The 14225-nt window shown below is 67.1% G+C and carries 10 protein-coding genes and 1 riboswitch; of the genes, 4 read left to right on the top strand and 6 right to left on the bottom strand.

Annotated elements, in window-relative coordinates; translation table 11 throughout:
- The first annotated feature begins 59 nt into the window (after positions 1-59).
- The 3 genes from A9K58_RS14305 to A9K58_RS14295 all read left to right on the top strand — a co-directional run bounded on the left by A9K58_RS14305 (position 60) and on the right by A9K58_RS14295 (position 5109).
- Complete coding sequence (locus tag A9K58_RS14305; RefSeq protein ID WP_065199964.1) at positions 60-812, top strand: phosphatase PAP2 family protein; 753 nt, start codon at positions 60-62, stop codon at positions 810-812.
- On the top strand, positions 809-2458 hold the full coding sequence (locus A9K58_RS14300) for a phosphoethanolamine transferase (RefSeq protein ID WP_065199963.1): 1650 nt from the start codon (positions 809-811) through the stop codon (positions 2456-2458). The genes A9K58_RS14305 and A9K58_RS14300 overlap by 4 nt, the downstream gene beginning before the upstream one ends.
- Before the next feature lie 683 nt (positions 2459-3141).
- Entirely contained in the window at positions 3142-5109 is a 1968-nt protein-coding gene (locus tag A9K58_RS14295) for a M2 family metallopeptidase (protein WP_065199962.1), read from the top strand.
- A gap of 128 nt (positions 5110-5237) precedes the next feature.
- Here the strand turns inward: A9K58_RS14295 and A9K58_RS14290 are convergent, their stop codons facing one another.
- The 3 genes from A9K58_RS14290 to A9K58_RS14280 all read right to left on the bottom strand — a co-directional run bounded on the left by A9K58_RS14290 (position 5238) and on the right by A9K58_RS14280 (position 7990).
- Positions 5238-5630: a hypothetical protein gene (locus A9K58_RS14290; protein ID WP_065199961.1), complete on the bottom strand. Its 393-nt coding sequence runs from the start codon at positions 5628-5630 to the stop codon at positions 5238-5240.
- A gap of 83 nt (positions 5631-5713) precedes the next feature.
- Positions 5714-6622 carry a siderophore-interacting protein gene (locus A9K58_RS14285; protein ID WP_065199960.1) on the bottom strand — a complete coding sequence of 303 codons (909 nt, stop codon included), beginning with the start codon at positions 6620-6622 and terminating at the stop codon, positions 5714-5716.
- A 141-nt stretch (positions 6623-6763) separates the two neighbouring features.
- Positions 6764-7990 carry a multidrug effflux MFS transporter gene (locus A9K58_RS14280; RefSeq protein ID WP_065199959.1) on the bottom strand — a complete coding sequence of 409 codons (1227 nt, stop codon included), beginning with the start codon at positions 7988-7990 and terminating at the stop codon, positions 6764-6766.
- A 299-nt stretch (positions 7991-8289) separates the two neighbouring features.
- Positions 8290-8392, top strand: a riboswitch (glycine riboswitch).
- 59 nt (positions 8393-8451) lie between these two features.
- Between A9K58_RS14280 and gcvP the strand changes: the two genes are divergently transcribed.
- The gene (gcvP, locus tag A9K58_RS14275) at positions 8452-11319 is read left to right on the top strand and encodes an aminomethyl-transferring glycine dehydrogenase (protein WP_065199958.1); all 2868 of its coding nucleotides are present in this window, start codon (positions 8452-8454) and stop codon (positions 11317-11319) included.
- 91 nt (positions 11320-11410) lie between these two features.
- On the opposite strand, the gene A9K58_RS14270 is transcribed toward gcvP, so the two are convergent.
- From A9K58_RS14270 to A9K58_RS14260, 3 genes are all read right to left on the bottom strand, one after another.
- Positions 11411-11821 carry a VOC family protein gene (locus tag A9K58_RS14270; protein ID WP_065199957.1) on the bottom strand — a complete coding sequence of 137 codons (411 nt, stop codon included), beginning with the start codon at positions 11819-11821 and terminating at the stop codon, positions 11411-11413.
- Positions 11822-11964: 143 nt separating this feature from the next.
- Positions 11965-13332, bottom strand: a complete 1368-nt coding sequence (locus A9K58_RS14265; protein ID WP_065199956.1) for an amino acid permease — start codon at positions 13330-13332, stop codon at positions 11965-11967.
- An 82-nt stretch (positions 13333-13414) separates the two neighbouring features.
- Entirely contained in the window at positions 13415-14137 is a 723-nt protein-coding gene (locus A9K58_RS14260; protein ID WP_065199990.1) for a helix-turn-helix transcriptional regulator, read from the bottom strand.
- Positions 14138-14225 lie beyond the last annotated feature (88 nt).

The raw sequence follows: 14225 nt of genomic DNA, 5'->3' as shown, positions 1-14225 counted from the left end.
CTTCTCCGACATCCAGGTGACGAGCATGGCGGCGGATTCCGGAACCGCCCCTTCCCCGCATGCCCGTTCGTCCCCTTGATTCGGTAGCGCCGTTTGCGACATCGCCGCTGGCGTCCAGATTCGCCCTGACCCACCTCTGGCTGCCCGTGGCCATCGGCCTACCGGTGTTCACGCTGCTGATGGGTTTCGGTGGCGATCAGTGGGTGGCCGATCACCTGTTCCGACTCGAAGGCGGCCACTGGGCATTGCAGGACGCCTGGATCACCCGCACGGTCGTGCACAGGGCCGGCAAATGGCTGAGCACTGCCGCGGCGCTGGTGGCCATCCTGCTGTGCTTCCACCACTGGCGCAAAGGTCGTGACCGCACCCTGCGGTGGGCGTTGCTGTATGTCGTGATTGCCATGGCATTGGGCACCGGTGCGATCTCCCTGCTGAAATCGCTGGTTCCCATGGAATGCCCCTGGGACCTGCTGCGGTACGGCGGCCACCAGCCTTTCATCGGACTTTTCACCGCACGTCCCGCCGGCATGAGCCCGCAGGCGTGTTTCCCGGCTGGCCACGCCAGCGCGGGTTATGCATGGCTCTGCCTGTACTATTTCGCCCTGTTGTGGCGTCCCGCGTGGCGCTGGGCCGGGTTGTGGATCGGCCTCGGCACCGGCCTGCTGTTCGGCGTCAGCCAGCAGCTGCGCGGCGCTCATTTCCTTTCGCATGATGTGGCCACTGCGCTGATCTGTTGGCTGCTGTCGCTGGGCCTGTACGTACTGATCCGCAGACAGCTGGACCGTCCCGGCCGCCAGGAGGCAGACGCATGAGTGCAACGGTCCAACGCCGCGCCCGCCTGCCTGCGCTGGCGAGCCTGCGCCGCTGGCAGCCGCAGCTGTCCACCGAAGCGCTGATCGCGCTGACCAGCCTGTTCTTCGCAGTGGCGGGCAACGGCCTGTTCTGGCACAGCGCGATGGCCAGCCATCCGGGCAGCCTGCGCTATGCGCTGTCGCTGCTGCTGTTGCTGCTGGGCGCACACGGCGTGCTGCTGGGCATCCTGGTCTGGCGCTGGAACGCCAAGGTGGTGACCAGCCTGCTGTTGCTGGTGACCGCGTTCGCTGCGCACTACATGAGCCGCTACCACATCTACCTGGATGCGGACATGCTGCGCAACGTGCTGGCGACCGACCCCAAGGAAAGCCGCGAGCTGATGACCGTGTCGCTGCTGTGGCCGGTACTGCTGCTGGCCCTGCTGCCGATGGGGCTGCTGTGGCGCGTGCAGCTGCGCCGCCGCAGCTGGGGCCGCAGCCTGCTGTGGCGCCTCGGCTTCCTGGCCATCGCTGCAGTGACCGCCATCGGCGGCGCACTGATCTCGTTCCAGGACGTCTCGGCGCTGATGCGCAACCAGCGCGAAGTGCGCTACCTCGCTACCCCGGCCAACGTGCTGCTGGGAATGCCGCGTGCACTGCGCAGCGAGAACCCGGTGCAGCGCGCGCCAAAGCTGCCGATCGGCACCGATGCCAAGGCCACACCGCGCGCGCCGGCAAGCAAGCCGCGCCTGCTGGTGATCGTGATGGGCGAGACCGTGCGCGCGCAGAACTGGGGCCTCAACGGCGGTCGCAATACCACGCCGGAACTGGCGCAGGCCAGCGTGATCAATTTCCCGGACATGCATTCCTGCGGCACCAGCACCGAGGTGTCGCTGCCCTGCCTGTTCTCGCCGTGGGGCCGCCACGACTATGACGAGAAGAAGATCCGCGCGCACCAGTCGCTGCTGCATGTGCTGAACCGCGCCGGCATTGCGCCGTCGTGGCGCGACAACCAGTCCGGCTGCAAGGGCGTGTGCGAAGGCCTGGATTTCCTGTCGTTGTCCGATGCGACCACCCCGGGGCTGTGCGCCGATGGCCGCTGCATGGACGAGATCCTGCTGCAGGACCTTGCACTCCAGGTGCGTGCCAAGCCCGGCGACCGGGTGGTAGTGCTGCACCAGCTGGGCAACCACGGCCCGGCCTACTTCGAGCGCTATCCGCCCGCATTCCGCCGCTTCACCCCGACCTGCGATACCCGTGACATCGGCCGCTGCTCGCGTGAGGAGATCACCAACAGCTACGACAATGCCGTGCTGTACACCGATCATTTCCTGAGCAAGACCATCGGCACGTTGCAGGGCATGCAGGATTACGACACGGCGATGATCTACCTGTCCGACCACGGCGAATCGCTGGGCGAGAAGGGCCTGTTCCTGCACGGCGTGCCCTACGCCATCGCCCCGGCCGAGCAGACCCGGGTGCCGATGACGATGTGGTTCTCGCCGGGCTTCGCCAGAAGCCGTGGGCTGGACCTGCAGTGCGTGCGCAGGCGTTCGGCGGCCTATACCGATCATGACAACCTGTTCCCGTCGGTGCTGGGCCTGATGCAGGTGAAGACCTCGCTGTACGAGCGCGACCGCGACGTGTTCGCCAACTGCGAAGGTTGAGGGGTGTTCGGCAGGGCTTGCAGCCCTGCACCTGCCGAAGCCAGAGCTGAAGTCGAAGCGACAGCAAAAGCTGGCATTCCGTGGGTTGGCGGGGTGGGTCCGGTTGAGGGGGACGCTGCAAGTACGTCCATGTAAGCTCGGTCGCCGCATCCATGCGGCTCACGCCCCCTCAACCGGACCCACCCCGCCTTCGACAGTTTTCCGCGATCTGTTGGAATGACCTTGGGGTCAGATCCGTTTTCCGGAGGAAAACGGATCTGACCCCATTTTGATTGTCGATACCTGACAGATGTGTCGACCAAGGTCGACACCCACCAACGGCCGCCGCGATCTTTCAGAGGTGGGGCGGTGTGGGCTTGCAGGACCGTTGGCGCCATGGATGGCGCCATCGAGCCCCCATGGGTGAGGGCGCTTTGCTTGCGAAGCACTGCTTCGCAAGCGCCCGAACGCGCAGCCGCCGGCGGCTGGGCCGGACCGCGGAGCGGGGTTTACGGCGTGTCCTGCAAGCCCACACCGCCGCGCCATCCCACGGATACCCCGCTGTTGCGGTTGCTTCGGCGGTTGCTGTTGCTTGTGCTCTGGCCTCTGCGGGTGCCGGGCGCCGCCCGGCCGACTTCCGCCACTTGCGGTGGCGGCGGCCGCCCACTAGCCTTCGGCCGTCGTTCACCACCCAAGGACCGCCCGTGAAACATCGTCATCTCCTGCTGGCCTCGGCAATTGCCGCCGCCGCGCTGGCCCTGGTCGCCTGCAAGAAGGACGCTGCCCCTGGCACCGATGCGGCCAGCAGCAGCGCCCCGGCCGGCGAAACCGCCGACCAGTTCGTGGCCCGCATCAATGCCGAATTCAAGGCCGCGTATCCGGAGATGACCTCGGCGCAGTGGCTGTCCTCCACCTACATCAACAGTGATTCCGAGCGCATCGCGGCCAAGGCCAACGAGCGTTCACTGACCCAGCTCAACAGCTGGATCGAACAGGCTGCCAGATTCGATGGCCAGCCAATGAGCGAGGACAGCAAGCGAGCGATCCACCTGCTGAAGCTGATGTCCTCGATGCCGGCACCGCGCGACCCGGCCAAGCTGGCCGAGCTGACCCAGATCGCCACCCGCATGGAGGGCAGCTACGGCGCCGGCAAGTACTGCACCGACGCCAATGATCCGAAGTCCTGCCGCCAGCTGGGCGAGCTGGAAGATGTGCTGGCCAGCAGCCGCGACTACGACAGGCAACTCGATGCCTGGCAGGGCTGGCACAGCACCGCCAAGAGCATGCGCGGCGACTATCAGAAGTTCGTTGGCCTGGTGAACGAGGGCGCCAGGAGCATGGGTTTCGCCGATGCCGGCCAGATGTGGCGCAGCGGCTACGACATGCCGCCGGAGCAGATCGGCCCCGAAACCGATCGCCTGTGGGAACAGGTCAAGCCGATGTACGAGCAACTGCACTGCTACGCGCGCGGCAGGCTGGACAAGACCTATGGCAAGGACAAGGCCGAAGTGGGCAACGGCCTGATCGCTGCCCACCTGCTGGGCAACATGTGGCAGCAGGACTGGTCGAACCTGTGGGACCAGTTGGAACCATATCCGGGCGCCGGCAGCCTGGACATCACTGCAGCGCTTGAAAAGCAGTACCAGGCCAACCTGAGCGCAGCGCTGGCCAAGGCCGGCAAGGACGCCAACGTGGCGGCGCAGTACAAGGCGCAGCGTGAAGCGGAACTGCGTACCGCCAGGCAGATGACCGAGCGTGCGCAGGACTTCTACGTGTCGCTGGGCATGCCGTCGCTGCCACAGTCGTACTGGGAGAAGACCCAGTTCATCAAGCCCGACGACCGCGACGTGGTCTGCCATGCCAGCGCCTGGGACATGAACATGGAAGGCGACGTGCGCACCAAGATGTGCATCAAGCCGAACGAAGAGAACTTCACCACCATCTATCACGAGCTGGGCCACATCTATTACGACCTGGCCTACAACCCGCTGCCGCCGCTGTTCCAGGGCGGTGCCAACGATGGCTTCCATGAAGCGATCGGTGACACCATCGTGCTGGCGATGACGCCCAAGTACCTGAGCTCGATCGGCCTGGTCGACGCGCCGACCGAAAGCCGCGAAGCGGTCATCAACAACCAGATGCGCATGGCCCTGTCGGGCGTTTCATTCCTGCCGTTCGGGTTGATGATCGACCGCTGGCGCTGGGGCGTGTTCGACGGTTCGATCACCGCGGACAACTACAACAAGGCCTGGTGGGACCTGAAGGCGAAATACCAGGGCGTGGCCCCCGCAGGCACCCGCGGCGAAGAATTCTTCGACCCGGGTGCGAAGTACCACGTGCCCGGCAATACGCCGTACACCCGCTACTTCCTGGCCCGTATCCTGCAGTTCCAGTTCTACAAGGGCCTGTGCGATGCCGCCGGCTACAAGGGCCCGCTGCACGAGTGCACCTTCTACGGCAACAAGGAAGCCGGCCAGAAGTACTGGGCGATGCTGAGCAAGGGTGCCAGCCAGCCGTGGCAGGCCACGCTGAAGGAGCTGACCGGTACCGACAAACTCGATGCCGGCCCGATGATCGAGTACTTCACCCCGGTCAACGAGTGGCTCAAGCAGCAGAACGAAGGCCAGATGTGTGGCTGGCAGGCCAACGCGGCAGCGACGGCGGCGAAATGAGAAAAGGGGCGGGTCCACGAGGATCCGCCCCTTTCCCGGTGTTGTAGAGCCGAGCCATGCTCGGCCGCTTTTCCAGCGCGCCGAGCGTGGCAAGCCGAGCATGGCTCGGCTCTACAGATCGGGCGCAATCAGCTGCCCTTCTTGGCCGCCATCGCCGCAGCGAGTTCGGCCTTGAATTCCTCGAAGGTCTGGCCCTTGTCCTTCGCTTCGGCGTGCGCGGCATCGCGCAGCGCATCGGAGTACATCAGGCGCACCGGCGTACCGTTGCGCTCGTGCAGTTCACCGGCCTGCATGATCAGCGCCAGCACCTGTGCGGCGCTGTCACTGTGACCGGCGATGCGGCCGTCCATGCCCAGCACCCATTCGCCGTCACGGCGGACGATGCCGGCCAGCAGGGTACGCTGCGGATCGCGCAGCTCGGCATGCGGTTCCACCGGCGAAGCCTGGGCGGCGGCCTTGTTGGCGGCCTGCTTTTCCTGGCGACGGCGCTGGTCGCGGCGGGTCTTGGAGCTGGTGGACATGGTGCGGTACCGCAGCGAGGGGGGGCGCAAGGATAGCGCACCCCGCCCGCCGCGCCGCTTCACGCGCGCTCGATCCAGCGCGGTCAGTCCAGCACCTTGCCATGCCGCCAGTAGCCCATGAAGGTGATCGCACGCCGGTCCAGCCCGCAGTCGTGGAGCAGATGGCGACGGATCGCCCGCACCGCGCCGGCCTCGCCCGCCACCCAGGCGTACAGCGGCCCCGCGACGCTGGAGTCGGCCTGCTCCCACAGGATCTGCGCGTCGACGTCGATGTCCTCCAGCGCATCCCTGGCGGCCACGCTCCCGGCCACGCCCCCGGCCGCGGCCAGCCGTGCCTGCACGGCCTGCAGCAGGGGCTGTCCATAGGGCGCCTGGCCGCGCGGCAGCCAGACCAGCTCGGCCGATGCCGGTGCCTTCAACGGTACCGCGTCGCCCGCCTGGGCGACTTCGAGCAGGGCCAGCGTTCGCGGCGGGTCCGGCATCACCGCCAGTTCCTCGAGGATACCGGCCACTGCCGGCAACGCGGTTTCGTCGGCCATCAGCAGCACCTGGCCGACACCGGCCGGCGGCCGCCACTCCCACCCATCGCTGCTGCCGGCGCCGTCGGCGTCGGGAGCCAGCAGCACCACGCGGTCGCCCGGCCGTGCACGCATGGCCCAGCGCGAGGCAGGCCCGGCCTCGCCGTGGATGACAAAATCAATGTCGACCTCGCACTGCCCGGCGCGGAGCTGGCGAAGGGTGTAGGTGCGCATCGGCGGCCGCAGGTCCTCGGCCATGGCCCGGTAGCGCAGGTACCAGTCCGCACCGCTGGGCACCTGCGGCACGGACTGCCCCGGCAAGGGAAAGAACACCTTGATCCGCTGGTCGGGACCTCCGGTCCCCATCCGTGCCACATCGGCACCGGTGAACACCATGCGGTCCAGCGAAGGGGACAGGATGCGGCGCTCCTTCAGCGCCACCTGGAACAAGCGATAGGTCTGCTGTGCAGCCATGCGGAAACCTCATGCAACGGCATCGGATCGGCTGGCTGTGGTGCTTCCATGCACCGGCTGGCTGGAACGCCCAGCCTACGCTGGCGGCCCGCCACGGCAAGCCGCGCAGGCAGCACGGCCGGCCCCGTCCCTGCGTGCTGCTCAATGATCGATGCAGGCCGCTCGTACTGCGCGCTCGCGCCGGTGCTCCCAGTACCAGAACACGAAGCCGGCCGCGAAGAATGCAGCCTGGCCCAGCGCCAGCTGCAGCGGGCTGGCACTGAGCAGCGGTGAGGCCACGCCGGCCACCACGGTACTGATCATCAACTGCACGAACGCCTGCAGCGATGACGCCAGGCCCCGCTGGTGCGGGTACATGTCCAATACCGCCAGCGCCAGGATCGGAAAGATCAGCGCCATGCCCATGCCGCCCAGGAAGATGGGCAGCACGGCCCACGGCAGCGCGAACTGCGCGGCCAGTCCCACATAGCCGAGGTTCAGCAGCGCCGACAGCGCGCAGAATCCGAAACCAATGGCGACCTGGCGGGTTGCGGTGATGCGGCCAGCCATGCGCCCGGACAGGAACGAGCCGGTGGTCATGCCGCCGATGGTGGGAATGAACAACCACGCGAATCCACCTTCGCCCAGATGCAGGTGCTGCATCACGAAGACCGGCGCCGAGGAGATGTACAGGAAAATGCCGCCGAAACCGATGCTGCCCGCCAGCGCCAGGCGCAGGAAGCGCGGGTTGAAGCCGATGCGCACGTAGTCACGCAGCAGCGCGCGTGGCGACAGCGGCACCCGTGCCTCGACCGGGTGGGTTTCCGGCAGGAAGCGTGCGGTAGCCGCCAGCAGCACCAGCGAGAACACCACCAGGAACCAGAAGATCAGCGGCCAGCCGGCGCCGCTGAGCAGGATCCAGCCGCCGATGATCGGCGCGATCGCTGGAGCGATGCCGAACAGCATCGACACCTGGCTCATCAGCCGCTGTGCGTCATGACCGTGGTACAGGTCGCGGATGACGGCACGGCCGACGATCATGCCCACGCCCGCTGACAGGCCCTGCAGTGCACGGAACGCCAGCAGCGTGGTCAGGTCGGTCGACAGCGCACAGCCGACCGACGCCGCGATGAACACCACCAGGCCGCCGAGGATCACCCGCTTGCGGCCCCAGGCATCGGACAGCGGGCCATGCGCCAGGCTCATCAGGCCATAGAACAGCAGGTATACGCTGATGGTCTGCTGTACCGCCACCTCGTCCACCGCCAGGCGCTGGGCCAGCTGCGGGAAGGCCGGGAAGATGGTGTCGATGGAGAACGGGCCGAACATGGCCAGGCCGGCAAGCAGCAGGGCCATGCGGCGGGTGGAAGGAGCAACAGCGGCGGTCATTGAGAAGGCGTCCGGCAGGGCCGGGCGTGGCACGCACGGCGGGCGCCGGTCCCATGCAGCAGGGACGGCGCCGGATGAATTCGGGTATCCCTCCATCATAGGGGGCGAGTGCGCCCGGCGCCATGCAGCAGTGCACAGAACGCACGGCCACGGCGCCTGCCATTCAGGCACGCGCCCGGTCGCTGAACCGGGCCGGAAAGCCCGCAACGAGCTATAATCGGCGGGCAACACGGTGGGAGAAGCGGAACACCGCTGCCGAAGGCGCAACGCCCGTAATCGCTCAGGCCCGATACCACCCGCAACACAACTCTGGAGAGACCGGTTCGATCCGGCGCCGAAGGGGCACGAAGCTGCGGCCATCCGCACTTCCAAACTCTCAGGCAAAAGGACAGAGGGGCGCCCGCAGACCGCCGACCGGCGGCTTGTGCCCGTGCGTGCCCTTTCCTGACGGATCCTTCGCCATGTCCCAGAACACCCCTTCCCTGCGTGAGCTCGAGCACCACAATGCGTTCGTCGAGCGCCACATCGGCCCCAACGACGCCGAGATCGCGCAGATGCTCGGCGTTGTCGGCCACGCCTCGCTGGATGCGATGACCGATGCCATCGTGCCGGCCAAGATCAAGTCGCCGGCCCCCCTGGCGCTGCCGGAGTCGATGACCGAGGTAGAGGCACTGGCGAAGATCCGCGCGATCGCCGACAAGAACACCGTGCTGCGCAGCTTCATCGGCCAGGGCTACTACGGTACCCACACGCCGAACGTGATCCTGCGCAACATCCTGGAAAACCCGGCCTGGTACACCGCCTACACTCCGTATCAGGCGGAAATCTCGCAGGGCCGGATGGAAGCGCTGATCAACTTCCAGACCCTGTGCGCCGACCTCACGGGCATGGAGATCGCCAACGCCTCGCTGCTGGATGAAGCCACCGCTGCCGCCGAGGCGATGACCCTGGCCAAGCGTTCGGCCAAGTCGAAGTCGGACACCTTCTTCGTGCACGACGCCGTGCATCCGCAGACCCTGGAACTGCTGCGTACCCGTGCCGAGCCGATGGGCATCGTGCTGCGCGTCGGCACCCCGGCCGAAGCACTGGAAGCAGAAGCCTTCGGCCTGCTGCTGCAGTACCCGGATACCTTCGGCCAGGTCGGCGACTACAAGGCGCTGGTCGAGGCCGTGCACGCACGCGGCGGCCTGGTGGCCGTGGCCACTGACCTGCTGGCCCTGACCCTGCTGGCCGCCCCGGGTGAATGGGGCGCGGACATCGTGGTCGGCAACAGCCAGCGCTTCGGCGTGCCATTCGGCTTCGGCGGCCCGCATGCTGCCTTCATGGCCTGCCGTGACGCCTACAAGCGCTCGATGCCGGGCCGCCTGATCGGTGTCTCGATCGATGCCGAGGGCAACCCGGCCTACCGCCTCACCCTGCAGACCCGCGAGCAGCACATCCGCCGCGAGAAGGCCACCTCCAACATCTGCACCGCGCAGGTGCTGCTGGCGGTGATGGCCTCGATGTACGCCGTCTACCACGGCCCGGAAGGCCTGACCCGCATCGCCCGCCGCACCCATCGCCTGGCCGCGATCCTGGCTGCGGCCCTGCGCAACGCCGGCGTGCAGGTCGGGGGCCACTTCTTCGACACCCTGCATATCACCGGCGTGCAGGCCGATGAGATCCACGCCAGGGCGCGCGCCGCCGGTTACAACCTGCGCGCGATCGACAGCGACTCGGTCGGCATCAGCCTGGACGAGACCGCCACCCGCGCCGACGTGGTCGCGCTGGCCGCCGTGTTTGGCGCGCAGGCCGACGTCGACGCGCTGGATGCCAGCACCGCCGACGCACTGCCGGCCGGCCTGCTGCGCCAGTCCGCGTTCCTGACCCACCCGGTGTTCAACACCCACCACAGCGAGCACGAACTGCTGCGCTACCTGCGTTCGCTGGCCGACAAGGACCTGGCGATGGACCGCACGATGATCCCGCTGGGCTCGTGCACCATGAAACTCAACGCCACCGCCGAGATGATTCCGGTGACCTGGCCGGAGTTCTCGCAGATCCACCCGCTGGTACCGGCCGACCAGGCGCTGGGCTACAAGGAACTGATTGACTCGCTGGAAGCGATGCTGGTGGAATGCACCGGCTACGACGCGGTCAGCCTGCAGCCGAATTCCGGTGCGCAGGGCGAGTACGCCGGCCTGCTGGCAATCCGCGCCTACCATCGCTCGCGCGGCGAAGGCCATCGTGACATCTGCCTGATTCCGGATTCGGCGCACGGCACCAACCCGGCCTCGGCGCAGATGTGCGGCATGAAGGTCGTGGTGACCAAGACCGATGCCAACGGCAACGTCGATGTAGAGGACATCCGGCTCAACGCCGAGAAGTACAGCGACCGCCTGGCCGCGATCATGATGACCTACCCGTCCACGCACGGCGTGTTCGAGGAAGAGGTGGTCGAGATCTGCGAGATCATCCACAGTCACGGCGGCCAGGTGTACACCGACGGTGCCAACATGAATGCCCTGGTCGGCGTGGCCAAGCCGGGCAAGTGGGGTTCGGACGTTTCGCACCTGAACCTGCACAAGACCTTCTGCATCCCGCACGGCGGTGGCGGCCCCGGCGTCGGCCCGTGCGCGGTCAAGGAGCACCTGGCCCCGTTCCTGCCAGGCAAGCTGGGTGACAACGGCCCGGTCGGCATGGTCAGCGCGGCCAGCTTCGGCAGCGCCTCAATCCTGCCGATCAGCTGGATGTACATCGCGATGATGGGCCGCGAAGGCCTGCGCAAGGCCACCCAGGTCGCGCAGCTCAACGCCAACTACATCGCCAGGCGCCTGGCGCCGCACTTCAAGACGCTGTACACCGGCCGCAACGGCCTGGTGGCGCACGAGTGCATCCTCGACGTGCGCCCGCTGGAGAAGACCAGCGGCATCGGCGCCGAGGACGTCGCCAAGCGCCTGATCGACTTCGGCTTCCACGCCCCGACCCTGAGCTTCCCGGTGGCCGGCACGCTGATGGTCGAGCCGACCGAGAGCGAGTCGCTGCACGAGCTGGACCGCTTCATCGACGCGATGATCCAGATCCGCGAGGAGATCCGCGCGATCGAAGATGGCCGCCTGGACCGCGAGGACAACCCGCTGAAGAACGCGCCGCACACTGCAACCGCCGTGACCGCCAGCGAGTGGGCCCACGCCTATCCGCGCGAGCTGGCCGCCTTCCCGCTGGCCAGCCTGAAGCAGAGCAAGTACTGGCCGCCGGTGGCCCGCGTCGACAACGTGTACGGCGACAAGAACGTCATGTGCGCCTGCATCCCGGTCGATGCCTACAAGGATGATGCAGTCGAGGCTTGATTCCTCGCTGCATCGGTAAAGAGAACGGCCCGCGCAAGCGGGCCGTTTTCATGAAGGCGTGTGGACCAAGGTCCACACCCACATGATCCGGTCACGGATCCGGCATCTGTCCCAGGCTCAACTGCCACGACACGCCATAACGGTCCTGCACCCAGCCATAGCGATTGCTGAAATCGTACTCGCCCACCGGCATCAGCCAATGCCCGCCCTCTTCGAGCGCGCGGGCCGCGCGCTCGAACTGCTCGGCGCTGGCGCACTCGACGAACAGCGAAATCGATGGCGTGAAGGTGAAGGCGTGCACGTCCAGGCTGTCGAAGCACAGGTAGTGCGTGCCGCCCAGCAGGAAGGTCGCTTGGCGCACCTGCCCCGGCACGCCGGCACCCGCACCTTCGGGGTGGCGCTGCAGGTCCAGCAGGTGAAAATCGGCAAAGGCTTCGGCGTACAGGGCCAGGGCGGCCTCGGCCTGGCCGGTGAACATCAGGAAGGGACGGCTGCGCAGCATGGGCGACTCCCGGGCGACGGGCCAATGACGGCTCACGTGCCCACAGTGCCACGCCGGATGTATGCCTGCTGTAGAGCCGAGCCCGTACTCGGCTGCGTCTGCGCGAACAGCAGCCGACCGTAGGGTCGGCTCTACAACGGCAGTCAGGCCTCGCGCATGCGCCGGGCGATGGCGCTGCCGGCAGCGATGGTGGCGGTCAGCGCCACCATCGACAGGAACTGCAGGCGGGTGTGCGACTCGCTCAGCAACAGGCCGAAGATCAACGCCAGGATGCCCAGCGCGCACACCGTCAGCCACGGGAAGCCGGCCATGCGGAACGGCAGGCGGGTGCCGAGGCGATCGGCCCGGCGGCGCAGCACCAGTTGCGAAACCAGCGACAGCGTCCACACCAGCAGGCAGGTGGAACCGACGATATTGAGCAGCACCGGCAGCACCTTGTCCGGGAACATCAGCTCCATGATGGTGGCGGCGAAGCCGAACAGCACGCTGGCCAGCACCGCGATCACCGGTACCTGGCGCGGATCGGTCCAGCCGAGTACGGCTGGCGCTTCGCGGCGCTGCGCCAGCGAATACATCATGCGCGAAGCGCCGTAGAGGTTGGCATTGAGCGCCGACAGCAGGGCGATCACCGCGATCAGGGTGATCGCCGCGCCGGCGCCGGGAATACGTGCGATGTCCAGCACCGCCGCGAACGGCGACTTCAGTGCCTCGCTGGTCCACGGCACCACGGCAATGATCACGCTCAGCGAGCCGATGTAGAACACCAGGATACGCCAGGCCACCGTGCGGATGGCACGGGCGATGCTGCGCTCCGGATCTTCCGTCTCGGCAGCGGCGACGGCCACGATCTCGGTCCCGCCGAAGGCGAAAACGACGACCAGCAGCGCCGCACCGATGCCGGCCAGGCCCTTCGGTGCAAAACCACCATGTTCGGTGAAGTTGCTCAGGCCCGGCGAGGTCACCTGCGGCAACCATCCCATCAGCAGGGCCACGCCAATGGCAATGAAGGCCAGGATCGCCGCCACCTTGAGGATGGCAAACCAGAACTCAAACTCGCCGAAGTTCTTCACCCCGAGCAGGTTGATGGCGGTGAAGAACAGCATGAAGGCAAGCGCCGCCATCGGTACCGGCACCGCCGGCCAGACCGTGGCCAGCAACCCGGCCGCGCCCACCGCCTCGGCGGCGATCACGATCACCAACTGCACCCACCACAGCCAGCCGACCGTGGCGCCGGCGGTGGCCCCCATGGCGTCGGCGGCATACACCGAGAACGCCCCGCTGGTCGGCTTGGCCGCCGCCATCTCGCCCAGCGCGTTCATCACGATGATCACCAGCGCGCCGGCGACCAGATAGGACACCAGGACCGCCGGACCGGCCGCCTGCACGCCCACGCCCGAGCCGAGGAACAGACCGGCGCCGATGGCGCTGCCCAGGCCCATCATGATCAGCTGGCGGGGCTTGAGCGAATGCCCCAGGCGGGACGGCGAGGCGGTCGGAATCGAATTGGGCATCGGCGGGGCTGGCGGCGGGCTACAGGGGCGACACCTTACCCTGTCCCGTGCCCGCCGGGATAGGCACAGCGCAGCAGGCGGCTCAGGCCAGTGCCGGCTCGCCGACACCGCCACCGATACGGGCACGATAGGCGCGCGGCGAGAAACCGGTTTCAGCCTTGAACTTGCGGGTGAACGCGCTCTGGTCGCTGAAGCCGCAGGCCTGGCCGATGCAGGCGATGCTGTCGTCGCCATGCAGCAGGTGCATGGCCATCTGGATCCGCAGCCGGGTCAGCACCTGCTGCGGAGTCATCTGGAACACCTTGCGGAAGCTGCGCTCCAGCTTGGACAGCGAAAAACCGGTGATATCCAGCAAGGTCTGCATGCGCACGTTCTCGGCGTAATGCGCGTTGAGATGGGCCAGGGCCAACCGCAGCTGTTCGTACTGGGCACCCAGGCTGTCCTTCTGGCCGAGGTCACGGGAGATGCCGATCAGGCCTTCGATGGCACCGTCGACCACCAGCGGGCGCTTGCAGGTCAGGCACCAGCCGGGTTCGCGGTTGGCGAACAGGTGCAGTTCCATCAGGTTCTCGATCACCTCGCCGGACAGGACGCGGGCGTCCTGGTCGACGTAGTCGGCACTGAGGCCGGTCGGATAGATCTCCGCTGCGGTACGACCGATCACGTCCTTGCGTGCGCGCAGGCCCAGCCGCCGCAGCATGGTCTGGTTGACGTGGGTGTAGCGCCCCTGGCGGTCCTTGATGAAGAACAGCACATCCGGAATGGCGTCGAACAGGGCTTCGATGTCGGCGGGTTCGACTCGCATGCCGCCAAGCATACCCGAGCCCGCTTTTGCCCGTATGTTCACCTGCGGCGGACCGTGGTTTAACGGGCCCGGTTCCAGTGTCGGGGTT

The organism is Stenotrophomonas maltophilia, assembly GCF_001676385.1.
GTDB classification, from domain to species: domain Bacteria; phylum Pseudomonadota; class Gammaproteobacteria; order Xanthomonadales; family Xanthomonadaceae; genus Stenotrophomonas; species Stenotrophomonas maltophilia_J.
The sequence above is the reverse complement of the archived record's forward strand: the minus strand, read 5'-3'. Positions and strand labels throughout refer to the sequence as shown.